Below are 22474 nucleotides of genomic sequence, written 5' to 3'. Positions count from 1 at the left end.
GCGCCGGGATGGGCGAAATACCCGGATCAGCCCGAAGCGACCTCGGTCACCCCCTCGGCGATGATCCGCTCGTACGCCTCGACGCTGGTGCTGAAAGCACCGAGTTGGACGGTCTTGTGGGTGCCGTGAAAATCCGAGGAGCCGGTGACGAGCAGACCCAGCTCGGCGGCGAGCGCCCGCACGTGTTCCCGCTCGGCCGGGCTGTGGTCCTCGTGGTCCGTTTCGAGCCCGGCGAGCCCGGCGGCGGCCAGCTCGGCGATCAGCTCGTCGGGCACCACCCGGCCGCGTCGGGTGGCTCGCGGGTGGGCGAAGACCGGCACGCCTCCGGCCTCCCGGACCAGCCGAACGGCCCGGAACACGTCGATGTCCTCCTTGGGCAGCCGGTACCGCTCGCCCAACCAGTCCGGGCCGAACGCCTCCCGGACGCTGTCGACCAGGCCGGCGCGGATGAGTGCCTGCGCGATGTGCGGGCGTCCCACGGTGCCGCCACCCGCGCCGGCCAGGATGTCCGGCCAGTTCACGTCGATGCCGTCGGCCCGCAGGAGGCCGACCATCCGTTCGCCACGCTCTTCCCGGGCGGCCCGCACCCGCGCCAGCTCGGCCACCAGCTCAGGGTGGTCCGGGTCGAACAGGTACGCGAGCAGGTGCAGGGGCACCGCCGGCTGCGCACCGGACCAGCGACACGACAATTCCGCACCCCGGATCAGACGCAGACCTGGCCGGAGCGCGCCCACGGCCGGCGCCCAGCCGGCCGTGGTGTCGTGGTCGGTGATCGCCAGCACGTCCAGCCCGGCGTCGAAGGCCGCACCGACCAGCTCGGCCGGGGTCAGCGTGCCGTCGCTGGCCGTCGAGTGGGCGTGCAGGTCGATCCGGGGGGCGGAGCCGGTACGCGAGGTCACCGCCCGACGTTACCGAGGAAACAACGAGCCCGGCTCACATGGGCCACCCGGGGTCAGAAGCCCTGCACCAGGATCGGCCGCTCTCCGGCTGGCACGCCAGGCACCGCAGCGGGGCTGGCGGGCTTTCCCGCCCGCACCCTGCCGACGTCGACCCGGACCAGCTCGCCGGTGCCGTCGAGGTAGGAGGCCTGGGCCTCGTCGCTCCACACGACCGCCCCGGTCATCGGCGGCCCGGCCGCAACGGCTGTCGCACCCGGCCCGAGCCGTTGCAGGTCGACCAGCAGGGATCGACCGGCCGAGCCCCTCCCACCGTTGACCAGCAGCCACCGCCCGTCCGGCGAGACCCCACCGATGCCGTCCCGACTCAGGTCTGGGCCGCAGCCGGTGCGTACCGGGTCCAGGCGACGTGTCGGGGCGAGGATGGCGACGCAGGTCCGGCCCGGATCGGTAGTGGTGACCTGCCCGACGAGCCGCCCGTCGGGCAGCCGCCCGTAGACGTTGAGGCTCTTCTGGTCGAGAGCCTCGGGCAGTGGCCCCGCACCGGGCCGCCAGAGGGTGTGACCGGCGTTGGCCGGGTCCAGTCGGACCAGCACGCTGTCAGCGACGAACCGGACGGGCTCCGCCGCCGCCGGCACCGGGGTGCGCACCGCACCGATGAGTTGGGTGCCGACCACGCCCGCCACCAGGAGATCGTCCCCGTCGCGCCAGGCCACCTGGAGGCTGTCCGGGGCCAGGACGATCCCACCGGCACCGGCCAGCAGCACCTGCACCAGGCCGTCGTCCTGCACCACCCACAGGGAGCGTCCTGCGGTGCTCGGCGCGCCGACCACCAGCCAACCGCCGCCGCTGGGCAGCGGCTGGACGTGTTCGGCCGGCCCGACGTCGGGCAGCACCAGCCGCCGCCCTTCGGTGTTGACCAGCGTCTCGCTGTAGTGGAGGGAGGTCGACGTCCTGGGCGAGGGGGCCGAGCCGGGAACGCTGGCCGTCGGGAGCGGTCGGTTGGTCGGGTCCGGGTCGCCGATCACGACGATGGGTGAGCCGTCCCGCCTGGTCTCGGCACCGAGCTGGACCATGCCGGCGCTGAGCAGCACTGTGGTGACCGCCGCGAGGGCGAGGCCGACGGCGCTGCGTCGACGCCGGATGCGGTTCGCGCGGCGGATCGCCTGGCCGGCCGGATCGACGCTCAGTGGGCGGGCAAGGGCGACCTGGTGCGAGAGTGTCTCCCGCACCGCACCTTCCAACTCGTCAGGCCGCACCTGGTATGAACGCTGCGGGCCGTCCGTCAGGTTGTCGCGCCGGCCCGGGAACTGACTCACTGCTGTTCCCCGGAGCCCGTGCCGACGGGCACGGCCGCCGGGGCGGTGGGCAGCACGACCTGCGGGGTGATCGCACGCGGCACGGTGGGGCGCGGAGCGGCCGGGCGGGGCACTGCTCGGCCAGCCGCCCGTTCAGGACGGGGTGTGGCAGCGGCACCGGTGGCCGGGGTTCGCCCGGTCCGGGAACCCGAGCCCGCCGTCCGGCCGACGGCACCGGTCGCGGCCCCCGCACCGGCGGCAGCGGCCGGCCGGCCGGCGATGCCGGCGGCGGCTGCGAGCTCCGGTGCGTCCGCGCCCAGTCGCCGACGCAGCGTGGCGAGCGCCCGGGACGCCTGGCTCTTCACCGTGCCCGGTGAGATGTCCAGCATCGCGGCGGTCTGCGCCTCCGACATGTCCTCGTAGTAGCGCAGCACCAGCACCGCCCGCTGCCGGTTGGGCAACTCCCGGAGGTGCCGCCAGAGCAGGTCACGGTCAAGTTGCTGCTCGATCTCGTCGACGCCGGCCCGCTCGGGCAGGACCTCGGTCGGGCGTTCGCCGTGCCAGCGCCGCCGCCACCAACTGGTCGACGTGTTGACCATCACACGCCGGGCGTACGGCTCGACCGCCTCGATTCCGCCGAGCCGCTTCCACGCGAGGTAGGTCTTGGTCAGCGCCGTCTGGAGCAGGTCCTCGGCCGTGGCCCAGTCGCCGGTGAGCAGATAAGCGGTGCGTAGGAGCGCGGCGGAGCGGGCCGCGACGAACTCGCGGAACTGCTCCTCCAACGAGTCCTTGCTCGCCACCGCCCACCTCCACACCCCTGCCGTCCTGGCAGAGTGCCACGTCAGGGGCGCTCTGGTCCATGACGAAAGGTGCGCACTTGCTCCGATGTTCGGTCGAAAACCTTCACGCCCCGTCGTCGGCCTTGGCCTCGTCGGCCTCCTTGCCGAGCCGCGCCTCGACGGCCTGAGGCTCGTACATCTCCTCGACGACGCGCAGGTAGAGCTCGTTCGGGTTGGGCAGGTTCTTGATCTCGCGAAGCGCCTGCTCCTGGCCGGCGGACTCCAGCACGAAGGTGCCGTAGTTGAGCGCTCGGCCGGTCGGGGTCTGCTCGTACTTCATGTCGGTGACCCGGACCAGCGGCATCATCGCCACCTTGCGGGTGACGATGCCGTTGACCACCATGACCCGCTTGTTGGTCAGGATGAACCGGTCATACCACCAGTCGGCGACCTTCCACGCCACCCAGCCCATCACCGCGAACCACAGCAGCACGGCGATGGTGGTCAACGCGCCGACGTCCTGGCCGGCGAGGAAGCCGGAGAGGTAGCCGAGCACGAAGGTCGCCGCGACGCCGATCAACAGCGGGTTGGTGAGGTGGATCCAGTGTCGCTTCCACTCGCCCCGGTAGCGCTCGGTGGGGAAGAGGTAGCGAGCCACCAGCGAACTGGGCTCGTCTTCCAGGGGCAGCACCCGCCGAGGGGTCGAGCCGGCCGCGTCGGCGCGCAACCCGGCCAGCTCGTCCTCGGAGATCTGCGGCGGCTGGTAACTGGCCTCCGGATCACGGATCCACCCCCGGCCGGAACGACCCTGGCCGGCATAGCCGGGCCCGTCGCCGTAGCCGACGTCGTCCGAAAGGGACGGACCGTCGGACAGGCCGGGACCGGCCCCGTAGCCCGGGCCGTCATCAGGCCCGATCCGCGGGATCGGCTCGGTGTCTCGCTCGCGACGTTCCCGGTCGGGGTCGTCCGGGTCGAAGGGTGGACCGGAGGGGCTGCCCATCGGCGGCTAGGCGACGAGGCTGGTGAAGAAGTCGCCAAACCCCTGGGCGATATCCATGATCCCGCCGCCGAGCGACTTGAACACGTCCGCCGCAGAGTTTGGCCGGTAGGCGACGAAGAAGATCAAGAATGCGATTCCGGCCCAGGTGAGGACCTTCTTGACCATGGCGGGCCATCCTCTCGCGCGGCGCCGGGTCCCATTACCGCAGCGGCACCCAGAGTATCAGTGTGGTGTCGTACAGTGAATATCTGCGTCCGTTCTCCGTCAATCCGGAAGAGTTGTCAAGCTCTACCGGGTAGATACGGGGACGGTGCGCCGTACACGAGCTCGGGCGGAGTCCACTCGGTCAGGTCGTGCAGCACGACGTCTTCCGCGAGCAGGTGACCCGCACTCGCCGGCCAGGCTATCGCATGGAGCCACATTCCCCGAGCCTCGCCGGCGTACGCGCTTCGATCCGTCGGCGAATTCACCAACCACAGTGGAGTGGGGTGCCCGCCGACCTTGATCTTCGCCTGTCCGACGTGGTCGGGGTGACCCGAGCCCGGGTCGGTCAGTGCGTCCACCAACTCCGGTCCCGGATCAGGGCCGGTCAGACCGGCGAGCCGGGTGCCCAGGCCGACACCGGGTTCCTCGGCCACGAAGACCAGATCGGCCGGACCACCACCGAGCGGCGCCGGGCCCGCGCAGGCCACCACCGTCGCCCGTACGCCCGTCCGGTCGTCCCCGGCGTACGCCACGCCGGTGAGTGTCCAACCGGGCGGCAGCGGCCACGGGCACCACAACGGCGTCACCGGCGGATCGCCGGTCGCGGTGATCCGTTCCACCACGCTCGCCACGATGTCCGCTCCGATGTGCTCGGGCACGTGCAACGGCGGCACCGGGCCGCAGCGCACACACCTCGAGTCGGTGTTCATCAGATCCGGCGCCCTTACCGGGCCCCCGCATCTCGGACAACTCACCGCGACACTCACATCCCCACCGTCTCCCCGGACCGCCGGCACGTCAAGCCGGAACGTCCGATTCGGCACCGTACGTGGGTCAGTCCGGCGGCGTACCGGCGTGCGCACGGATCCAGGCGTGCATGGCGATTCCGCTGGCCACGCCCGCGTTGATCGACCTCGTCGAGCCGTACTGGGCGATGGAGTAGAGCTGGTCGCAGGCGGCACGGGCCGGCGCGGAGAGGCCGGGTCCCTCCTGGCCGAACAGCAGCACGCAGTCCCGCGGCAGGGTGCCGGTCTCCAGCGGACGCGACCCGGGCAGGTTGTCGATGCCGAACACCGGCAGCTGCCGCTCGGCGGCCCAGGCGACGAACTCCTCGATCGTCTCGTGGCGTCGTACGTGCTGGTACCGGTCGGTCACCATCGCGCCGCGCCGGTTCCACCGTCGCCGTCCGACGATGTGCACCTCGGCGGCGTTGAACGCGTTGGCGTTGCGCACCACAGTGCCGATGTTGAAGTCGTGCTGCCAGTTCTCGATCGCGACGTGGAAGCCGTGGCGGTGCCGGTCCAGGTCGGCGACGATCGCCTCGTGCCGCCAGTAGCGGTAGCGGTCGACGACGTTGCGCCGGTCCCCCTCCGCCAGCAGTTGCGGGTCGTAACGGGGGTCGTCCGGTGGGTCCCCCGGCCAGGGGCCCACGCCCACCTCGAGCTGCTCGTCGGTCACGGTCATCAGAGGGTACGGACCACGTCGGCGCCCGCCGCGACGACCTGCCGGTCAGCCCAGGTCGAGGGCGGCACCGAGCCGGTCCAGGAAGCGCAGGTCCGCCGGGCTGGCCGGTGGGTGCACCTGGCGCGCGCCGGTGCCGGGCACCGCGCGACAGACCCGGGCCGCGACCGACTGCACCCACTGGCGGTACGCGGCCGAGTCGGCGGGGTCGGCCCGTCGCCGGAGGACCCGGCTCGCCGCACGGCAGGCGGCCAGCAGGTCCACCAGGTCGGTGAGCCGCTCGGCGGGTTGCGGGGTGCCGTCGTGGCGGGCGTAGATCGTGGCGACCACCGCGCGGACCAGATCGCTGTCGGAGGCTCGGCCCGCGGCAACGGCATCCAGACCGGCCAGGCCGGCCATCACTCCACGCTCCGTCCGGCCAGGACCGGGTGCCGCGGCGGCCACGAGGACCCGACCGGGCAGGCCGGTGAGCAGATCCCACTCGGCTGCGGAGTAGACAGCGGTGGTCAAGGGTGCGGCTCGGCGGCCGGCAGAGGACGGCTCTCCCGCTACGGAGTGGCTCATCGGAACCTCCGGCGTCAGCATATGCCCCGCGACGGGAACAGGGCCCCTTCCCCAGCAGACCCGCGGTGGGGAAGGAGCCCGGTGTCCGTCGACGGTCGAGCCCGCCGCGACTGTCAGCGCGGCTCGGGGAAGCTGGGCCGCTCCGGATCCACTCCGTCGGGCACCGCAGCGGCCGCGTACTCCCGCTTCGGGACCATGACCTTGCGCCGGAAGACGCAGACCATCGTGCCGTCCTGGTTGTAGCCGCGAGTCTCCACCGACACCACACCCCGGTCGGGTTTCGAGCCTGACTCGCGCTTGTCCAGCACCGTGGTCTCGCCGTAGATCGTGTCGCCGTGGAAGGTCGGCGCGACGTGCCGCAGCGACTCGACCTCCAGGTTGGCGATCGCCTTGCCACTCACATCGGGCACGGACATGCCGAGCAGCAGCGAGTAGATGTAGTTGCCGACCACGACGTTGCGCTTGAACTGGCTCGCCGTCGCGGCGTAGTGCGCGTCCATGTGCAGCGGGTGGTGGTTCATGGTGAGCAGGCAGAAGAGGTGGTCGTCGTACTCGGTGACGGTCTTGCCCGGCCAGTGCCGGTAGACCGCGCCGACCTCGAACTCCTCGTAGTAGCGACCGAACTGCATGCTGGTCCCTTCGACGGGCGGCGATGGAGTTCGGCACAGCATGCCTTACCGATGGTTAAGGCGACCGGCGGGGCGCGACGGCGGCGGAAATGTCACACCGGTCACTCGCCTGGGGGGAGACGCAATGAGCGGCGGGGCCCTCCCCGGCACCCGCCGCCCACGCTCTGATGTGAGGAATTCTGCCCTACGCCTGCGTAGGTTCAACAGAGATCGCGGTCACATTTATCTTTTTGTAACACTACTGTGCGTGACGAAGCGCAGGTTGATCAGCGATCTCCGCAGGCCGGATACCTCCTTGTCAAGGCCCAAGTTACCGATTCGTAGTGCTCAATCGCGTGGATCTCCCTGGAAACGCTCCCATTACGGCAGGTCACGCAAGTGCGTCGTGCACTTGCGTTCCGCAGGTCAGGTGTGAACAGACGTGCATCGATGACCCGCAGCGCCCCCCGGCAGCCCCGGGCACGTTTCGTGCCCCACCCCCCGGGAATTCGATACGGTCAGCCCTGGTTCTACGGGACGTAGATAAACCGCGGTGATCGGAGAGTGCAATGGCAACCGTTGAGCTGACCTCGGCGAACTTCGACGAGGTGACCGGCAACGACGGCATCGTCCTGGTCGACTTCTGGGCCGACTGGTGTGGTCCGTGCAAGCGGTTCGCCCCGGTCTACGAGCGCTCCTCGGAGAAGCACCAGAACATCGTCTTCGGCAAGGTCGACACGGAGGCTCAGCAGGAGCTGGGCGCGAAGTTCGACATTCGCTCGATCCCGACGATCATGGCCATCCGTGACGGCGTCATCGTCTTCGCCCAGCCGGGCGCCCTTCCCGAGTCCGCGTTGGAGAACCTGATCGAGCAGGTCGAGGCGCTGGACATGGACGACGTCCGCAAGCAGCTGGCCGAGCACAACCACTGAGTCGTCCGCACGACGACACGCGAGGCCGGGCCCGATGCGGGCCCGGCCTTCGTCGTACCCCCACCAACTCCCGCATGATCACCTGCCTGGTCAGGCCGAACTGGCCGTCGGAGGGACCCGGGGCCGTCGGTACATCCCGTATCGTCACGACCCGATGGAGAACCTGACCACCCGCGGGCGCGTGACCCGGCTGGGCGCGACCGCACTCGGCCTCGTCCTGCTCGTCGTCGGCACCTTCTGGGGCAGCGACGACGACTTCCCGTTCGGCCCGTTCCGGATGTACTCCACCTCCAACCCGCCGAACGCACCCGCGCCCGACACCCGCGTCGAGGGGGTGAACAGCTCCGGGGCGGTGATCGACCTCGACCAGAACGCGACAGGCATCCGCCGCGCCGAGATCGAGGGGCAGCAGGCCCGATACGCCGCCGACCCGACACTGCTCACCGAGGTCGCCGACGCGTACGCCGAACGCCACCCGGACGCCCCCGCGCTGGTCGAGGTCCGCATCGTCATCCGCTGGCACGGCATCCGCGCCGGCCGACCGACCGGCCAGCACACCGACCAGACCGTCGTCCGCTGGCAGGCCACCCGATGAACCGCTGGCTGACCGAGGCCGTACCCCGGGGCCGGGTGGCCGCCTTCCGCACCCTGATCTACCTGTTCGTCGCCGCCGACCTGGTGATCTTCACCCCCTGGGTACGCACCCGGGTCAGCGTTCCCGGCGACCTGTACCAGCCACTCCTGATCGGCCGCGTGCTCCCACTGCCGACGCCAACCGAGACGCTGGTGACGGTGATCTTCTGGGCGTTGCTGCTGCTCGCCCTCCTCGCCGCCACCGGACGAGCGCCCCGGCTGCTCGGCTGGGCGGTGTGTGCGCTGTACCTCGAGTGGATGATCATCGCGATGAGCTACGGGAAGGTCGACCACGACCGGTTCGGGCTGCTCGTCGCACTGGCCGTGCTGCCCACCGCCGGTCGCGCCCGACACGGCGACACCGCCCGCACCGAGGCCGGTGGCTGGGCGCTACGCGTCACCCAGATCGCGGTGATCTGCACGTACTTCCTGGCCGCCTTCGCCAAGCTGCGCTTCGGCGGTCTGGACTGGCTGACCGGCTCGGTCCTGGCCCGCGCGATCATCCGGCGCGGCACCGACCTGGCGGACCTCATCGCCCAGGTGCCGTACCTGCTGATCGTCGCCCAGTTCGGCATCGTGGCGTTCGAGCTGCTGAGCCCGATGGTCTTCCTGCTGCCACCCCGCTGGCGACTCGCCATGGTCGGCTTCTTCTACTCGTTCCACGCGGTCACCATCGCGACCATCACGATCTCGTTCGCGCCGCACCTGGCCGCGATGACCAGCTTCCTACCGCTGGAGCGGGTGCGCCCGCTGGTCTGGGCACGCCGGCTGATCCGGCGTGACCCTTCCGAGGCGGCCACGACGGATGCGCCGGAACCGTGCCCGGACGACGTCGACCCGGTGCCGGCCGACCAGGGCCCGGTGGCAGCCGGCGCGGGGCCGGCGCTCGACGATCAGGCGTCGGTGGTCGGGCGACCGGCCGGCCCGTAGAGCCGCTCCCGGGCCTCCTGAGGCAGCGAGCAGGCCGCCGTGCCACCGGGAAGTCGGTGCCGGTTGCGCGCCACCCAGCGGTACAACGGCCAGGCGGCGAGGCGAACCGGAGGAATCCGCAGGCCGGCGCCGGCGATCCGCCAGAGCGGACCACTCGCGGCGAGCAGCTTCGCGATGGCGTCCGGACCGGCCGCGCGCGAGCCGTCCGCGCCGACCCACTGCACGGCCTCCTCGCACTCGGCCACGGTGAGGTCGAGCGCGTCCAGGTCGGCGAACTGCCAGGGCACCACCCGTGCGGCGGTCGGGATGCGGCGCTCGATGAACTCCGCACAGCTCGTGCAGAACGCGCAGTCCCCGTCGTAGACGAAGGTCGACGTCTCCATGGCGTCCATCCTCCCCTCTCCGACCACCCGGACGCCCACGGTGTACGGCGGGTCACTTGCGCTTACCTCGTACACGTGTTCGAATGATGGCCATGCGCTGGGACAACCTCACCGCTCCCCCGGTCGAGGGAGACCCCGAGCGGGCAGCGCCAGCGACGCCACCCCTGCCGCTGGCGCTGCCCGGCGCCGTCGCCCGCACCTTCGACACCCCCGAGTTCGCCGGGATGACCTTCTACGAGGTGCAGGCCAAGTCCATCCTCAACCGGGTGCCCGGGCAGTCCCGCGTCCCGTTCGAGTGGACGATCAACCCGTACCGGGGCTGCTCTCATGCCTGCACGTACTGTTTCGCGAGAAATACTCACACTTACCTCGATCTCGACGCCGGTGCGGACTTCGACCGGAAGGTGATCGTCAAGGTGAACGCCGGTGAGCTGGTCCGGCGGGAGTTGGCCGCGCCGCGCTGGCGGGGCGCGCACGTGGCGATGGGCACCAACGTGGACTGCTACCAGCGCGCCGAGGGTCGTTACCGGCTGATGCCGCAGATCATCGGCGCCCTGCGAGATTTCGCCAACCCGTTCTCGATCCTCACGAAGGGCACGCTGATCCTGCGCGATCTGCCGCTGCTACGCGAGGCCGCCGAGGTGACCACCGTGGGCATCTCCTTCTCGGTGGGGTTCGTCGACGAACACCTCTGGCGCACCGTCGAGGCGGGCACACCACACCCACGCCGCCGACTGGACGCCGTCCGGGCACTCGCCGACGCCGGCTTCTCCGTCGGGGTGCTGATGGCCCCGATCCTGCCCGGCCTCAGCGACAGCGACGAGTCGATCGACGCCACCGTCTCAGCCATCGCCGCCGCCGGCGCGACGAGCGTGACCGCCCTGCCCCTGCATCTGCGTCCGGGTGCCCGGGAGTGGTACGCGCACTGGCTCGCCCGCGAGCACCCACACCTCGTCCCCCGCTACCGCGAGCTCTACCGGGCCGGTGCGTACGCGCCGCAGGCGTACCAGCGGGAGTTGACCGCGCGGGTACGGATCGCCGCCCGCCGGCACGGGCTGCACCGCGGGGAGCGGGGCGACAACCGCAGCCTGCCCGAGCCGCAGCCGCCTACGGCCGAGCAGCTGACGCTGCTGTAGTCGGAGCTACAGTCGGCGGGTGCGTACCGCTCAGCAGATCCTCGCCGATTCCGCCGTGATCGCCGTCGTGGGCGCGTCCCGCGACCCGTTCAAGGCCGCGCACGGCGTGCCGTTGCAGATGCAGCAGTACGGCTGGCGCATCATCCCGGTCAACCCGACGGTCGACGAACTGTTCGGGGAACGGGCCTACAAGACCCTCGCCGACATTCCGCACCCCGTCGACCTGGTCGATGTGTTCCGACCGGCGGCCGACGCCGTGCAGGTGGTCCGGGACGCGGCGGCGATCGGCGCGCCCGCGGTCTGGCTGCAACTCGGCATCGTCTCGGCCGAGGCGCGGCAAATCGCCGAGGAGGCCGGCATGGACTACGTCGAAGACCGTTGCCTCATCGTCGAACGAGCCGCCGCCAACCTGACCCGCCTGACCTGACCTGCCTCGCCCTCGCCCTCGCCCCGCTCCCGCTCCCGCCCCGCTCCCGCGATCTTGCACTTACTGTCCCGGCATAGCCCACAAAAGGGTCAATCGGGCAACCGAAAGTGCAAGATCGCGGGGGCGGGGGCGGAGGGCGGGGGCGGAGCGGGGGGCGGAGCGGGGGGCGGAGCGGGGGGCGGAGCGGGGGGCGGGGTTAGAGCTTGTACTCCTTGAGGAGGCCTCGGCTGATGATGGTCTTCTGGATCTCCGAGGTGCCCTCGCCGATGAGCAGGAACGGGGCTTCCCGCATCAGCCGCTCGATCTCGTACTCCTTGGAGTAGCCGTAGCCGCCGTGGATGCGGAACGCCTCCTGGACGACCTCGGCGCAGTATTCCGAGGCGAGCAGCTTGGCCATCCCGGCCTCCACGTCGTTGCGCTGGCCGGCGTCCTTGAGCCGGGCGGCGTTGACCATGAGGGCGTGCGCGGCCTCGATCTTCGTGCCCATCTCGGCGAGCTTGAAGGCGATCGCCTGGTGCTTGGCGAGCGGCTGACCGAAGGTCTTGCGCTGCTGGGCGTAGCTCACGGCCAACTCGAAGGCGCGGATCGAGATGCCGCAGGCACGGGCGGCCACGTTGACCCGGCCCACCTCGATGCCGTCCATCATCTGGTAGAAGCCGCGGCCCACCTGGTCGGCGCCGCCGAGGATCGCGGAGTCCGGCACGGTCACGCCGTCGAGCACCATCTCGGTGGTCTCGACGCCCTTGTAACCCATCTTCTCGATCTTGCCGGGGATGGTGAGGCCGGGGGCGGTCTCGCCGAAGCCCGGCTCCTTCTCCAGCAGGAAGGTGCTCATGTTGCCGTAGACGGACTCCGCGCCGGTGTCGGTCTTGACCAGGGTGGCCACCACCGAGGAGTACGCCCCGTTGGTGAGCCACATCTTCTGCCCGTTGAGCACGTAGCGGTCGCCGTCGCGGACGGCCCGGGACTTGATCGCCGAGACGTCGGAGCCGGTCTCGGGCTCGGACATGGAGAACGCCCCGCGCACCTCGCCGGTGGCCATCTTCGGCAGCAGCCGGGCCTTCTGCTCGGCGGAGCCGTGCTGGGAGATCAGGTACGCCACGATGAAGTGGGTGTTGACGATGCCGGAGATCGACATCCAGCCTCGGGACAGTTGCTCCACCACCAGCGCGTAGGTGAGCAGCGATTCACCGAGGCCGCCGTACTCCTCGTCGATGGTGAGACCGAACAGCCCCATCTCGCGCATGCCGTCGAGGATGTCGGTGGGGTACTCGTCGGCGTGCTCCAGCCGCTGCGCGTGCGGGATGATCTCCTTGTCGGCGAAGTCCCGAACGGTCTCCAGGATCGACTGTTGCACATCGGTCAGGCCGGGCGTCTGGGCGAGTCGGGCCATCTCAGCCTCCGGGGATCCGCGCACTACTCATGGGTAACTGAACGCTGGGTCAGTATCGGCCCCTCGGGTCGACGAGGCCAAGGTGACCAGTCCACACAACCGCTGTGAAAAGGTTCACCGCTGCGGGTAGCGTCCGGCAAGAGGGACTTTTCCGGCACCGGCAGGAGGAGGACAGCTGTGAGCTACCCGCCGCCGTCGGGACCGCCCGAGGACGAGCCGCCGCCGTCACCCTACGAGCCACCGAAGGACCAGTCGCCGTACGCGCCACCGCCGGCCGGCCAGTCGCCGTACGCGCCGCAGCCGGACCAGCCGGCGTACGAGCTGCCGGCGGAACGCTCACCGTACGGGCCGCCGGCGGGTGAACCGTCGCCGTACGGCCACCAGGGGCCGCAGCAGTCGGCGCACTGGAGCCAGCAACCGCCGTACCCTCCGCAGGGCCCCTACGGTCAGTACGGCCCACCGCCGTCCGGGCCGGGTCGGGGCACCAACGTGCTGGCGATCCTGTCGCTGGTGTTCGCCTTCGTCTTTCCGCCGGCCGGCGCCGTCCTCGGCCACGTGGCCAAGCGGCAGATCCGCACCAGCGGCGAGGAGGGCGACCAACTCGCCACCTGGGGGCTGATCCTTGGCTACGTCTTCACCGGGCTCACCGTGCTGGCCTGCTGTGGTTGGCTGGCGCTGGTGGCCTTCGGCAACGCCGGCGACAGTGGCGGCTACTGACGAACGGGCCGGTGCGGGCCGGCACCGTCAGCGGAAGCGGGCTTCGCGCACGCTGTTGCCGCCGTCCACCACGAGCATCTGCCCGGTGATGTACGAGGCGGCCGGCGAGCAGAGGAAGCTGATCGCCGCGGCGACCTCGTCCGGAGTGCCCGGTCGCCCCACCGGGGTGCCCAACCCCTGCTTGATCTCGGCCATGGTGGACGCCGCGGTGTAGATGGTGCCGGGCGCCACCGCGTTGACGGTCACCCCGTCGGCGATCATCTCCATGGCGAGGGCCCGGGTCAGCCCGACGACCCCGGCCTTCGCCGCGGCGTACGCGGCCTCGGTGGGCAGGGCGTTGACCGGGCCGGCGGTGGCCGCCAGGTTGACGATCCGACCCCAACCCCGCTCGGCCATCCCCCCGATGAACGCCCGGCTGCACAGGAACGCGGTGGAGAGGTTGCGGTCGATCTCACCGCGCCACTCGTCGTAGGTCAGCTGCGCTACCGGTCGCAGCACCCCCTGGCTGGCGCGACTGGCCAGGCCTGCGTTGTTGACCAGCACCTCGACGTCACCCAACTGCTCGGCGACCGCATCGGCCAATGCGCCGACCTCGGACTCGTCGGTCAGGTCCGCGACGAAGCCGGTCACCCCCAACTCGGTCGCCCGCTCGTGGATGCGTCGGGTGGTGGAGACGATGGCCACCCGCGCGCCCAGGTCGGCGAGTCGCCGGGCGGTGGCGTACCCGATGCCGTCCGGGCTGCCCGCCCCGGTGACCAGGGCGACCCGCCCGTCGAGGCGCATGGTGACCGGGTCGGTCAGCGCGACCGGCTCGTCGGGGCCGGGGCTACCCGCCGGGGCGGCCGTCCGGGCGCGCCGGGCAGCGCCGGGGCGGCTGACGTCCCGTCGGGGTCGACTGCCGGAGCGGTCCGCGGCGCGCGCGTCGTATGCCATGTCAGGGATCCTGCCCGTTACGACCGGCCCGAGCAACGCGGCACCCGGAAGCAGGGGCGTCGGGTTTGGGCGGCGCTGGCTACCCTGTCTCCGCACCCAACCCGACGGAGAGTTCGCATGACCAATCCCCCGCCGCCCGGCAACTGGAGCGACCCCACGTGGTCGGCCCAGCCGTCGAGCCCCGCACCGGACCCGACCCTGGTGGCCGGTCAGCCGGTGCCCGCGCAACCTGGCCCGGTCGACCCGTACGCCCCCGGTCCGTACGCCCCGGACCCGTACGCCCCGGTCGACCCGTACGCCGGCGCGAAGCAGCCAGCGGCCCAGCCGATGCCCGGATACGCCCCGCCCGGTTACCCGCCGCAGTACCCCGGCTACGGCTACCCGCAGCCCCCGAAGACCAACGGGATGGCCATCGCCGCGTTCGTGCTGGCCCTGCTCGGTTTCACGTCCTGCATCACCGCGCCGATCGGCGCGATCCTCGGCCACGTGGCGCAGAAGCAGATCCGGCTCAGCGGCGAGGGCGGGGCGGGGATGGCGAAGGCGGCCATCATCGTCGGCTGGATTCTCACCGGGTTCCTGGTGCTGGTGATCGCCATCTACGCCGCCGCGATCATCTACGCGATCGCGAACAGCGACAACAGCAGCAGCACCAGTAGCTACTGACCGGCCCGCGGGCGGGTCGGCGTACCGCCGATTGTCGGGCCGGACCGACAGTCGACGGCGGTCGTCCCGGCCCGGCCGGTCACTGCGCCGGTAGGGTGAACGACGAGGTACGGCTCATCCCGGCGGCCCGGCCCTTGGCCGCGACCACCAGCGCCATCTTGCGGGACGCTTCGTCGATCATCTCGTCACCGAGCATCACGGCGCCGACCCGGCCGCCGGCCTCCGAGGTGTAGTGCTCGTACGCGTCGAGGATCAGCTCGGCGTGGTCGTAGTCGGCCTGCGCGGGCTGGTAGACCTCGTTGGCGGCGTCGATCTGGCCCGGGTGCAGCACCCACTTGCCGTCGAAGCCCAGCGCGGCCGAGCGCTTGGCCACCTCGCGGAACGCGTCGACGTCGCGGATCTGCAGGAACGGGCCGTCGATGGCCTGCTTGTCGTGCATCCGGGCGGCCATCAGGATCCGCATCAGGATGTAGTGGTACGGGTCGCCCGGGTAGTCCGGGATCAGGCCGCCGACCACCATCGACTTCATGTTGATCGACGCCATGAAGTCGGCCGGGCCGAAGATGATGGTCTCCACGCGCGGCGAGGCGGCGGCGATCGCGTCCACGTTGACCAGACCGGCGGCGTTCTCGATCTGCGCCTCGATGCCGATCCGACCGACCTCCAGGCCGATCGTCTTCTCGATCTGGGTGAGCGTCAGGTCCAGCCACTGCACCTGGGCTGCGGTCTGCACCTTCGGCAGCATGATGCAGTCCAGGTTGGCACCGGCGCCCTCGACGACCTCGATGACGTCCCGGTAGGTCCACGGGGTGGTCAGGTCGTTGACCCGGACCACCCGGGTCTTGCCGGCCCAGTCACCCTCGTTGAGGGCGGCCACGATGTTCTTGCGCGCGTCCGGCTTGGCCAGCGGGGCGACGGCGTCCTCCAGGTCGAGGAAGACCTGGTCGGCCGGGAGGCCCTGGGCCTTGCCGAGCATCTTCACGCTGGAACCCGGCACGGCGAGGCAGGACCTGCGGGGGCGACCGACTGCGGCCATGGGGATGCGCTCCTTCCAGCGTCCGGCGGGCATGCCGACGCCACCTGACGACAGAGTTGAGAACTTAACGATCCCAAAGGGCGTTGTGACGCCACGGTAACCTCGCGCCATGACCGGGGTGAATGGACCTGTGGAAGATCTCACTGGGCGTCGGCTGGTGGTGGTGACCGGGGCCAGCTCCGGCATCGGGTTGGCCGCCGCCGTGGACCTGGCCTGCCGCGGTGACCAGGTTGTGCTGGTCGGGCGGGACCCGGCGCGCCTCCAGGCCGCAGCGGAGCGGGTACGGGAGAACTCGGGCGAGCGTCCGGAGTTGTTCCGCGCCGACTTCGCGATCCTCGACGACGTACGCCGACTGGCCGAGCAGCTCCGGGCCGCGTACGACCGGATCGACGTGCTCGCCAACAACGCCGGCGCGATCGCGCTGCAACCACTGAGCACTGTCGACGGCTTCGAGATGTCGATCCAGGCCAACCACCTGGCCCCGTTCCTGCTGACCAACCTGCTCGCCGACCGGGTGGGTCGGGTCGTGGTGACCGCCTCCGGCGCGCACCGCTTCGGTGCACTGGACCCGGACGACCTGAACAAGCCACTGCGTGACTACCGGCCGATGGGCGCGTACGGCACCAGCAAGCAGGCGAACGTCCTGTTCACCGCCGAGGCAGCCCGGCGCTGGCCGGACGTTACCGCGTACAGCTTCCACCCCGGGGTCGTCCGCACCCGGTTCGCCAACGACAGCAGGCTGGTCGCTTTCGGCATGCGGTTCATGCCGTTCCGCAGCCCGGAGAAGGGCGCCGAGACCCTGGTGTGGTTGGCCAACCAGGAGCGCTCCCGGCTGATCGACGGGGGTTACTACGTCGACCGTCGACCGCGTCGACCGCTCCGGAAGGCAGCCGATCCGCAGCTCGCCGCCCGGCTGTGGGCGGCGAGCGCCAAGGCCGTCGGTCTCGATGGCTGACCGGGCCGATGTGCTGACACTCGTCGCGATCGTCGAGTTCACCGTCGGGGCCGAGGCCGCCGGGCAGCGCTACGAGGACGCCGTGTTGGCCCTGCTCGAACGGCACGGCGGCCGGCTGGAGCGGCGACTGCGGGGCACCGACGGGAAGGCCGAGGTGCACGTGATCCGGTTCGACGGGCGGGCCGGCTACGAGTCGTTCCTCGCCGACCCCGACCGCGCGGCCCTGCGTACCGCCCTCGGTGAAGCCGCGCCGACGACCCGGGTCATCGAGGTGCACGAGGGCTGACCCGGTAGGCGGGTGGGGCCTCGGTCCGCCCGCGTGAGGCGATCAGTCGGCCAGCGGGGTCGGGTCGGTCGGCAGCGCGCTGGGTGCCGCCCGGCGAGCGGCCCGACCGCCGCCGAGCACCACCACCGCCACGCCGGCCAGCAGCAACGCCATGCCGAGCAGCGCGTACGGGCGGGGAACCTGACCCAGCCAGGCCCAGCCGAGCAGGGCCGCGCCGGGCGCCTCCAGCAGGATCAGCACGCTCACCGTGGTCGCCGGGATCTTCCGCAGGGCGTAGTTGAACATCGAGTGCCCGAGCAGTTGTGCGCCGGCCACCAGGGCCAGGATGGCCAGCCAGGTACGCCCGTCGAAGCCGGTCAGCCGTACGCCGCCGATCAGGCACATGACCAGCAGGAGCAGTGCACAGATCCCGTAGCAGATCGTGGTGTAGGTGGTGGTGCTGATGCTGACCCGGGCCCGTTCCCCGAAGGCGGTGTAGACGGCGGCGAACATGGCGCCGATCAGCGCCAGCACGTCGCCGAGGACGGCCCGGCCGGAGACGCCAACGTCCACTCCGGTGGCGACCACTGCGCCGCCGACCGCCACCGCGATGCCGATCCACACCACCCGGGGCAGCGGACGCCCCTGGACGCGGGCGATCAGCCCCTGCCAGACCGGCTGGGTGGCGACCAGCGCGGTGGACGTGGCGACCGAGGTGAGCTGGGCGCTCGGCACCCAGGTCGCGAAGTGCCCGGCCAGGGCGACCCCGGACAGAACGCAGAACAGGCCCTCCCGCCGGCCCGCGCCCACTGTCAGTCTGCGGAACTCGGCGCGGCGTCTCGCCAGCGCGAAGGGGCTCAGCACGGCCACCGCGAGCAGGTTGCGCCAGAACGCGATGGCCAGAGCGGGGGCGGCGGCGTACGCGATCAGCGGCGCGGACGACGACACGGCGACCACGGCCAGCCCGACCGCGCCGGTGGTCAGCGGATCCAGTGACGGCCGGGGTGAAGGTGGGGGCACGGGACGTAATCCTCACACGTGTGATGGCCAGCACGGACGGTCATCGCTCCGTTACGATCACGCGGGTTCGCGCCGACGACCCTCGACCGCCCGGAGGCGCTCCCCCATGCCCAGCTACCAGGCGGTGCTGTTCGACTTCTTCGGCACCCTGACCCGTTCGGTACAACGCGGTGTCGCGCACGTCGGCACCGCTGAGCTGCTCGGGTGTCCCACCGAGATCTTGACCGAGGTGCTGAACCGCACCTACTACGAACGGGCCACCGGCCGGCTCGGCGACGCGGAGGCGACCCTGCGCTGGGTGTGCGCCCAGGCCGGCGTACACCCGAGCGACCACGCGGTACGGGCAGCGGTGGCGTCCCGGCACCGGGCCGTCCGCGCCGACACCTGGCTGCGAGCCGACGCGGTGCCGGTGCTGGCGGCTCTGCGCCAGCGCGGCCTGCGCACCGGCGTGATCAGCGACTGTACGCACGAACTGCCGGCCTTCCTGCCGCAACTCGCGGTCGCCCCCCTGCTCGACGTACGGGTCTTCTCGGTGCAGGTCGGGCGGTGCAAACCGGATCCGACGCTCTACCTGACGGCCTGCCAGCGGCTCGGGCTCGCGCCGTCCGACTGCCTCTACGTCGGTGACGGCGGCAGTCAGGAGTTGACCGGGGCCGAGCGGGCCGGGATGACCGCCGTCCGGCTCGCCGCACCGGATCTGGCCACGCACATGGTGTTCAACGCCGACCGGGACTGGCGCGGCCCCACGGTCGGCACCCTGGGCGAGGTGCTCGCGCTCGTCGACACCGACGCCGCGGTGGCGGGCGTCGGCGGTCGGACCGGCTGATCAACCGATCAGCGGCGGCGGACCCGGTGCAGGCGGAACGGCTTACGGGTGGCCCGGACCGCCGGAGTCGCCCGGGGTGGCTCGGCCTGCGCGTCGGCCGGCAACTCCGTTCCGGCCAGCGGCGTACCGGCCGGGGCGAGGCGGTTCACCGCGCATCCGTCGGCGGCCCATCGGGCCACCAGGTCAGCGGTCGGACCGGGCGCGTTGAGGCGCTTCGCCGCCACCAGCGGCGCGGTGACGTCCCACGCCTCGGTGCCCGGCTGCACCCGGCTCACCCGGGCCGGCCAGGTGACGATCCGACCGCCGTGGTCGCCGCGCAGGGTGACCTGGGCCTCCGTCGCGCCGGCCAGACCCGGCGCTGCCTGCTCGCCCGGCCCGCTGACCACCAGCAGCGCGCCCTCCAGCGGGGCGCACCAGAGCGCGAGCGCCGGCCCGCCGGCAACGCTGACCCAGGCCACGGCGGCCTTCTTCATCGCCTCGTCGACCAGTGGGGTGCCCCCGGGGGCGTCCTCGTCCGTCACACCCGCATCCTCCCGCATCGGCGCCTCCGCTCAGCCCACGAACGGCGGTACGGCGATCTCACCGCGCGCCACCGGCATCACCTGACCGGCGACGGTCGCGCCGACCGCCACACCGTTCGCCGCGGTGACCGTGCAGGCCAGCGAGGACGGGCGGTTCATCTCCACACCCTGACGGACCGCGTAACGGGACAGCCCCTCGGCCGGCAGCAGACCGCTCGCCACCAGCCAGACACCGAGGCCGAGGGCCGCCGAGCCGGTCGCCGGGTCCTCCGGGACACCCATCCCCGGCACGAAGACCCGGGCGTGCGCGGTTTGCGTGGCGGCGTCCCAGGAGAAGACGCTGACGTGCGACACCCCATAACGCTGCGCCGCTGTCGCGTTCACCCGCGCGCGGGCCACCGACTCCGGACGCACCGGGAGGTACGGGAACTCCAACCCGCAACCGGCGACGCGGGGAGCGGGCCCGATGTGGTCGTCCGCGACCAGCCCGGCGATCTCCAGCAACGGCTCCGGGTCCAACTCCGGCCCGAGTGTCGGCGTGCCCCCGGTCAGCGTCGCCCCCGACGCGGTCACCTCGATCGGCAGCACCCCGGCCACGCACTCCTGCGTGACCTGCCCCACACCGAACATTCCCCGCCGGCTGGCGGTGACCGCCGCGCCGACGCTCGGGTGCCCGGCGAACGGCAACTCCTCCACCGGGGTGAAGATCCGGGCCCGGTAGGTGATGCCGACCTGGGTCGGCGGCAGCACGAACACCGTCTCGGACAGGTTGAACTCCAACGCGAGCGCCTGCATCTGCTCGGTGGCCAGCGCCTCCGCGCCGAACACCACGGCCAGCGGGTTGCCGGCGAAGGGGCGATCGGTGAAGACGTCCACGATCTCGTAGGCCAAGGTCGACATGTTGATAAACACTAGGCGCTTAGGCTGGTGCCCGTGAGTACGCCGACCCGGGTCTACATCGCCCGCCTCGCCGGAGTCGCCGTCTTCGACCCGAACGGCGATCAGGTGGGCCGGGTTCGTGACGCCGTGGCACGGCTGCGGGCGACGAAGCGTCCGCCGGAGGTGGTGGGCCTCGTCGCCGAGATGCCGATGCGTCGCCGGATCTTCCTGTCCATCAACCGGATCACCTCCATCGACGCGGACGCCGTCGTGCTCGGCTCCGGCACCCTCAACCTGCGCCGGTTCGAGAAGCGCCCGAACGAGCTGCTGGTGCTCCAGGAACTGCTCGACCGGCGGGTGCAACTCGACCCGGGCGGCCAGCCCGGCGCGGTCGTGGATGTCGCGATGGAGTGCAGCCGGGGTGGCGAGTGGTCGCTGACCCGTGTCGCCGTACGCGAGCAGACCGGTCGGCTCAGCCGCCGCGGCCACCTGCACCAGGTCGAGTGGGACCGGGTGCGCGGGCTCAGCGGCATCGCCGACAACCGGGGTACGGCGAACCTGCTCGCCGTCCTGGAGGACATGCGCCCCGCCGACCTGGCCAACGCGTTGCAGGATCTGCCCGACGCGCGGCGCAACGAGGTGGCGGCCGCGCTGGACGACGAGCGACTGGCCGACGTGCTCAGCGAGCTGCCGGAGCACGACCAGGTGGAGATCCTCGCCGCCCTCGACCGGGAGCGGGCCGCCGACGTCCTGGAGGAGATGGACCCGGACGACGCCGCTGACCTGCTCAACGAACTGCCCCCACCGGAGCAGGACGTGCTGCTGGACCTGATGGAGCCGGACGAGGCCGACCCGGTACGCCAACTGCTGAAGTACACCCCCGGCACGGCAGGCAGTGTGATGACCTCGGAGCCGGTCATCCTGCCGCCGGACGCCACCGTCGCCGAGGCGCTGGCGCGGATCCGGGAGCCTCAGCTCTCCCCCGCCGTCGCCGCGCAGGTCTTCGTGACCCGGGCACCGCAGAACACGCCGACCGGCCGCTACCTGGGCATGGTGCACTTCCAGGCGCTCCTGCGCGAACCGCCGGCCGACCTGCTGGGCAAGGTGGTGGTCAACGACATCGACCCGCTGCGCCCCACCACCCCGTTGCCGGAGATCACCCGTCGGATGGCCACCTACGACCTGGTCGCGATGCCGGTGATCGACCGGAGCAACCGGCTGGTCGGCGCCGTGACAGTGGACGACGTGCTGGACCACTCGCTACCCCGGGACTGGCGGGACCGCGACGCCCTGGCCGCCCCGGGCACCACCGACGCGGCGCTGGACGGCGCGGATGGCTGAGCAGCGGCGGAACGAGCGGCTCGACCAGCCGCGCGAGCCCCGGGGCATCAAGCTGCCCCGGTTCGACGCGGAGGCGTTCGGCCGGTGGTCCGAGGGCATCGCCCGGGGCATGGGCACCGCGAACTTCATCGTCGTCATGACGGTGGTGATCACGATCTGGTTCGTCTGGAACACCCTGGCCCCGGCGGACCTGCGCTTCGACCCGTACACCTTCACGTTCCTGACCCTGGTGCTGTCGTTGCAGGCCAGCTACGCGGCGCCGCTGATCCTGCTGGCCCAGAACCGACAGGCCGACCGGGACCGCGTGGCCCTGGAGGAGGACCGGCGGCGAGCCACCGCGCAGAAGGCGGACACCGAGTACCTGGCCCGGGAGATCGCAGCCCTGCGGATCGCGCTGGGTGAGGTCGCCACCCGGGACTTCCTCCGCTCCGAGCTGGCCCGCCTGGCCGAGGAACTGGACGAGATGGGGCAGCGCCGGCAAAGGCTGGAACGCCGCCAGCAGGAGAAGGACAGCCGGCAGGAGCGACGTGGCCAGCGGCCGACCGACGGCGTCGGCCTGGAAGAACCGCGTGACGACCTGGACGGCGACTTCACCCGGGACGCCCGGCCGGACGGCACCGGCCCGCGCCGGTCGGAGAGCTGACCGACGGGTCATCGATTGGCTCACACCGCCC

28 protein-coding genes are annotated in these 22474 nt (G+C 71.4%); 12 read left to right on the top strand and 16 right to left on the bottom strand.

Going from position 1 to position 22474, the window contains the following annotated elements; genetic code table 11:
* Positions 1-26: 26 nt before the first annotated feature.
* The 9 genes from ABTW72_RS23045 to ABTW72_RS23005 all read right to left on the bottom strand — a co-directional run bounded on the left by ABTW72_RS23045 (position 27) and on the right by ABTW72_RS23005 (position 6831).
* On the bottom strand, positions 27-899 hold the full coding sequence (locus ABTW72_RS23045; RefSeq protein WP_350861715.1) for a PHP domain-containing protein: 873 nt from the start codon (positions 897-899) through the stop codon (positions 27-29).
* 53 nt (positions 900-952) lie between these two features.
* A complete protein-coding gene (locus tag ABTW72_RS23040; RefSeq protein ID WP_350861713.1) occupies positions 953-2215 on the bottom strand; it encodes a hypothetical protein in 1263 nt (420 codons plus the stop codon).
* Positions 2212-2994 (bottom strand): SigE family RNA polymerase sigma factor, encoded by a 783-nt coding sequence (locus ABTW72_RS23035; RefSeq protein ID WP_350861711.1) that lies wholly within the window; start codon positions 2992-2994, stop codon positions 2212-2214. Before ABTW72_RS23035 ends, ABTW72_RS23040 begins: the two co-directional genes overlap by 4 nt.
* Positions 2995-3097: 103 nt before the next feature.
* On the bottom strand, positions 3098-3973 hold the full coding sequence (locus tag ABTW72_RS23030) for a PH domain-containing protein (protein ID WP_350861709.1): 876 nt from the start codon (positions 3971-3973) through the stop codon (positions 3098-3100).
* 6 nt (positions 3974-3979) lie between these two features.
* Positions 3980-4138, bottom strand: a complete 159-nt coding sequence (locus tag ABTW72_RS23025) for a hypothetical protein (RefSeq protein ID WP_007455302.1) — start codon at positions 4136-4138, stop codon at positions 3980-3982.
* A gap of 116 nt (positions 4139-4254) precedes the next feature.
* Positions 4255-4932, bottom strand: a complete 678-nt coding sequence (locus ABTW72_RS23020; protein ID WP_341866340.1) for a DUF6758 family protein — start codon at positions 4930-4932, stop codon at positions 4255-4257.
* Positions 4933-5011: 79 nt separating this feature from the next.
* The gene (locus ABTW72_RS23015; protein ID WP_350861839.1) at positions 5012-5635 is read right to left on the bottom strand and encodes a TrmH family RNA methyltransferase; all 624 of its coding nucleotides are present in this window, start codon (positions 5633-5635) and stop codon (positions 5012-5014) included.
* Between the two features lie 51 nt (positions 5636-5686).
* Positions 5687-6223: a hypothetical protein gene (locus ABTW72_RS23010; RefSeq protein WP_350861707.1), complete on the bottom strand. Its 537-nt coding sequence runs from the start codon at positions 6221-6223 to the stop codon at positions 5687-5689.
* A gap of 92 nt (positions 6224-6315) precedes the next feature.
* Positions 6316-6831, bottom strand: a complete 516-nt coding sequence (locus ABTW72_RS23005; RefSeq protein ID WP_030486570.1) for a MaoC family dehydratase — start codon at positions 6829-6831, stop codon at positions 6316-6318.
* 548 nt (positions 6832-7379) lie between these two features.
* On the opposite strand from ABTW72_RS23005, the gene trxA reads away from it, so the two are divergent.
* The 3 genes from trxA to ABTW72_RS22990 all read left to right on the top strand — a co-directional run bounded on the left by trxA (position 7380) and on the right by ABTW72_RS22990 (position 9305).
* On the top strand, positions 7380-7742 hold the full coding sequence (gene trxA, locus ABTW72_RS23000) for a thioredoxin (RefSeq protein ID WP_030329190.1): 363 nt from the start codon (positions 7380-7382) through the stop codon (positions 7740-7742).
* 154 nt (positions 7743-7896) lie between these two features.
* Positions 7897-8337 (top strand): hypothetical protein, encoded by a 441-nt coding sequence (locus tag ABTW72_RS22995; RefSeq protein WP_112673919.1) that lies wholly within the window; start codon positions 7897-7899, stop codon positions 8335-8337.
* Entirely contained in the window at positions 8334-9305 is a 972-nt protein-coding gene (locus ABTW72_RS22990) for an HTTM domain-containing protein (RefSeq protein ID WP_350861704.1), read from the top strand. The genes ABTW72_RS22995 and ABTW72_RS22990 overlap by 4 nt, the downstream gene beginning before the upstream one ends.
* On the opposite strand, the gene ABTW72_RS22985 is transcribed toward ABTW72_RS22990, so the two are convergent.
* On the bottom strand, positions 9269-9688 hold the full coding sequence (locus ABTW72_RS22985) for a thiol-disulfide oxidoreductase DCC family protein (protein ID WP_350861702.1): 420 nt from the start codon (positions 9686-9688) through the stop codon (positions 9269-9271). The genes ABTW72_RS22990 and ABTW72_RS22985 overlap by 37 nt on opposite strands.
* Before the next feature lie 92 nt (positions 9689-9780).
* Here ABTW72_RS22985 and ABTW72_RS22980 point away from each other — a divergent pair, with 92 nt between their 5' ends.
* Together ABTW72_RS22980 and ABTW72_RS22975 are read left to right on the top strand one after the other, a co-directional pair.
* Complete coding sequence (locus tag ABTW72_RS22980) at positions 9781-10824, top strand: Rv2578c family radical SAM protein (protein WP_350861700.1); 1044 nt, start codon at positions 9781-9783, stop codon at positions 10822-10824.
* A 19-nt stretch (positions 10825-10843) separates the two neighbouring features.
* Positions 10844-11251 carry a CoA-binding protein gene (locus ABTW72_RS22975; protein ID WP_151489547.1) on the top strand — a complete coding sequence of 136 codons (408 nt, stop codon included), beginning with the start codon at positions 10844-10846 and terminating at the stop codon, positions 11249-11251.
* 196 nt (positions 11252-11447) lie between these two features.
* Here ABTW72_RS22975 and ABTW72_RS22970 read toward each other — a convergent pair whose 3' ends face one another.
* Positions 11448-12644 (bottom strand): acyl-CoA dehydrogenase family protein, encoded by a 1197-nt coding sequence (locus ABTW72_RS22970; protein ID WP_091394755.1) that lies wholly within the window; start codon positions 12642-12644, stop codon positions 11448-11450.
* Between the two features lie 177 nt (positions 12645-12821).
* Between ABTW72_RS22970 and ABTW72_RS22965 the strand changes: the two genes are divergently transcribed.
* On the top strand, positions 12822-13361 hold the full coding sequence (locus tag ABTW72_RS22965) for a DUF4190 domain-containing protein (RefSeq protein ID WP_350861697.1): 540 nt from the start codon (positions 12822-12824) through the stop codon (positions 13359-13361).
* 27 nt (positions 13362-13388) lie between these two features.
* Here ABTW72_RS22965 and ABTW72_RS22960 read toward each other — a convergent pair whose 3' ends face one another.
* The gene (locus tag ABTW72_RS22960; RefSeq protein ID WP_091394758.1) at positions 13389-14294 is read right to left on the bottom strand and encodes an SDR family NAD(P)-dependent oxidoreductase; all 906 of its coding nucleotides are present in this window, start codon (positions 14292-14294) and stop codon (positions 13389-13391) included.
* A 117-nt stretch (positions 14295-14411) separates the two neighbouring features.
* Here ABTW72_RS22960 and ABTW72_RS22955 point away from each other — a divergent pair, with 117 nt between their 5' ends.
* Entirely contained in the window at positions 14412-14957 is a 546-nt protein-coding gene (locus ABTW72_RS22955) for a DUF4190 domain-containing protein (protein ID WP_350861695.1), read from the top strand.
* 79 nt (positions 14958-15036) lie between these two features.
* On the opposite strand, the gene ABTW72_RS22950 is transcribed toward ABTW72_RS22955, so the two are convergent.
* Complete coding sequence (locus ABTW72_RS22950; protein WP_350861693.1) at positions 15037-15993, bottom strand: HpcH/HpaI aldolase/citrate lyase family protein; 957 nt, start codon at positions 15991-15993, stop codon at positions 15037-15039.
* Positions 15994-16123: 130 nt separating this feature from the next.
* On the opposite strand from ABTW72_RS22950, the gene ABTW72_RS22945 reads away from it, so the two are divergent.
* Entirely contained in the window at positions 16124-16948 is an 825-nt protein-coding gene (locus ABTW72_RS22945) for an SDR family NAD(P)-dependent oxidoreductase (protein ID WP_350861837.1), read from the top strand.
* The gene (locus ABTW72_RS22940; protein WP_350861691.1) at positions 16941-17234 is read left to right on the top strand and encodes a DUF1330 domain-containing protein; all 294 of its coding nucleotides are present in this window, start codon (positions 16941-16943) and stop codon (positions 17232-17234) included. Before ABTW72_RS22945 ends, ABTW72_RS22940 begins: the two co-directional genes overlap by 8 nt.
* 42 nt (positions 17235-17276) lie before the next feature.
* On the opposite strand, the gene ABTW72_RS22935 is transcribed toward ABTW72_RS22940, so the two are convergent.
* On the bottom strand, positions 17277-18233 hold the full coding sequence (locus ABTW72_RS22935) for a DMT family transporter (protein WP_350861689.1): 957 nt from the start codon (positions 18231-18233) through the stop codon (positions 17277-17279).
* A 106-nt stretch (positions 18234-18339) separates the two neighbouring features.
* Between ABTW72_RS22935 and ABTW72_RS22930 the strand changes: the two genes are divergently transcribed.
* Positions 18340-19059 (top strand): HAD family hydrolase, encoded by a 720-nt coding sequence (locus ABTW72_RS22930; RefSeq protein ID WP_350861687.1) that lies wholly within the window; start codon positions 18340-18342, stop codon positions 19057-19059.
* 8 nt (positions 19060-19067) lie between these two features.
* Here the strand turns inward: ABTW72_RS22930 and ABTW72_RS22925 are convergent, their stop codons facing one another.
* Together ABTW72_RS22925 and ABTW72_RS22920 are read right to left on the bottom strand one after the other, a co-directional pair.
* Positions 19068-19598 carry a hypothetical protein gene (locus tag ABTW72_RS22925; RefSeq protein WP_350861685.1) on the bottom strand — a complete coding sequence of 177 codons (531 nt, stop codon included), beginning with the start codon at positions 19596-19598 and terminating at the stop codon, positions 19068-19070.
* Between the two features lie 12 nt (positions 19599-19610).
* A complete protein-coding gene (locus ABTW72_RS22920) occupies positions 19611-20480 on the bottom strand; it encodes a PhzF family phenazine biosynthesis protein (protein ID WP_350861683.1) in 870 nt (289 codons plus the stop codon).
* Positions 20481-20513: 33 nt separating this feature from the next.
* Here ABTW72_RS22920 and ABTW72_RS22915 point away from each other — a divergent pair, with 33 nt between their 5' ends.
* Both ABTW72_RS22915 and ABTW72_RS22910 read left to right on the top strand, forming a co-directional pair.
* Positions 20514-21800: a magnesium transporter MgtE N-terminal domain-containing protein gene (locus tag ABTW72_RS22915; RefSeq protein ID WP_091394782.1), complete on the top strand. Its 1287-nt coding sequence runs from the start codon at positions 20514-20516 to the stop codon at positions 21798-21800.
* Positions 21793-22443, top strand: coding sequence for a DUF1003 domain-containing protein (locus ABTW72_RS22910; protein ID WP_091394785.1), 651 nt, complete (start codon positions 21793-21795; stop codon positions 22441-22443). Before ABTW72_RS22915 ends, ABTW72_RS22910 begins: the two co-directional genes overlap by 8 nt.
* Positions 22444-22474: the final 31 nt, after the last annotated feature.

It is taken from the genome of Micromonospora sp. NPDC127501 (genome assembly GCF_040302185.1).
In the GTDB taxonomy this organism is placed as follows: Bacteria; Actinomycetota; Actinomycetes; order Mycobacteriales; family Micromonosporaceae; genus Micromonospora.
The sequence above is the reverse complement of the archived record's forward strand: the minus strand, read 5'-3'. Positions and strand labels throughout refer to the sequence as shown.

What these genes read in the sequence shown, in the direction of transcription:
- ABTW72_RS22995 (WP_112673919.1), top strand. Translation starts at nt 7,897, where the DNA reads ATGGAGAACCTGACCACCCGCGGGCGCGTGACCCGGCTGGGCGCGACC.
- ABTW72_RS22955 (WP_350861695.1), top strand. Translation starts at nt 14,412, where the DNA reads ATGACCAATCCCCCGCCGCCCGGCAACTGGAGCGACCCCACGTGGTCG.
- trxA (WP_030329190.1), top strand. Translation starts at nt 7,380, where the DNA reads ATGGCAACCGTTGAGCTGACCTCGGCGAACTTCGACGAGGTGACCGGC.
- ABTW72_RS23030 (WP_350861709.1), bottom strand. Translation starts at nt 3,973, where the DNA reads ATGGGCAGCCCCTCCGGTCCACCCTTCGACCCGGACGACCCCGACCGG.
- ABTW72_RS22940 (WP_350861691.1), top strand. Translation starts at nt 16,941, where the DNA reads ATGGCTGACCGGGCCGATGTGCTGACACTCGTCGCGATCGTCGAGTTC.
- ABTW72_RS22990 (WP_350861704.1), top strand. Translation starts at nt 8,334, where the DNA reads ATGAACCGCTGGCTGACCGAGGCCGTACCCCGGGGCCGGGTGGCCGCC.
- ABTW72_RS23010 (WP_350861707.1), bottom strand. Translation starts at nt 6,223, where the DNA reads ATGCTGACGCCGGAGGTTCCGATGAGCCACTCCGTAGCGGGAGAGCCG.
- ABTW72_RS22970 (WP_091394755.1), bottom strand. Translation starts at nt 12,644, where the DNA reads ATGGCCCGACTCGCCCAGACGCCCGGCCTGACCGATGTGCAACAGTCG.
- ABTW72_RS22950 (WP_350861693.1), bottom strand. Translation starts at nt 15,993, where the DNA reads ATGGCCGCAGTCGGTCGCCCCCGCAGGTCCTGCCTCGCCGTGCCGGGT.
- ABTW72_RS23005 (WP_030486570.1), bottom strand. Translation starts at nt 6,831, where the DNA reads ATGCAGTTCGGTCGCTACTACGAGGAGTTCGAGGTCGGCGCGGTCTAC.
- ABTW72_RS22960 (WP_091394758.1), bottom strand. Translation starts at nt 14,294, where the DNA reads ATGGCATACGACGCGCGCGCCGCGGACCGCTCCGGCAGTCGACCCCGA.
- ABTW72_RS22910 (WP_091394785.1), top strand. Translation starts at nt 21,793, where the DNA reads ATGGCTGAGCAGCGGCGGAACGAGCGGCTCGACCAGCCGCGCGAGCCC.
- ABTW72_RS22980 (WP_350861700.1), top strand. Translation starts at nt 9,781, where the DNA reads ATGCGCTGGGACAACCTCACCGCTCCCCCGGTCGAGGGAGACCCCGAG.
- ABTW72_RS22920 (WP_350861683.1), bottom strand. Translation starts at nt 20,480, where the DNA reads ATGTCGACCTTGGCCTACGAGATCGTGGACGTCTTCACCGATCGCCCC.
- ABTW72_RS22925 (WP_350861685.1), bottom strand. Translation starts at nt 19,598, where the DNA reads ATGCGGGAGGATGCGGGTGTGACGGACGAGGACGCCCCCGGGGGCACC.
- ABTW72_RS22985 (WP_350861702.1), bottom strand. Translation starts at nt 9,688, where the DNA reads ATGGAGACGTCGACCTTCGTCTACGACGGGGACTGCGCGTTCTGCACG.
- ABTW72_RS22930 (WP_350861687.1), top strand. Translation starts at nt 18,340, where the DNA reads ATGCCCAGCTACCAGGCGGTGCTGTTCGACTTCTTCGGCACCCTGACC.
- ABTW72_RS23025 (WP_007455302.1), bottom strand. Translation starts at nt 4,138, where the DNA reads ATGGTCAAGAAGGTCCTCACCTGGGCCGGAATCGCATTCTTGATCTTC.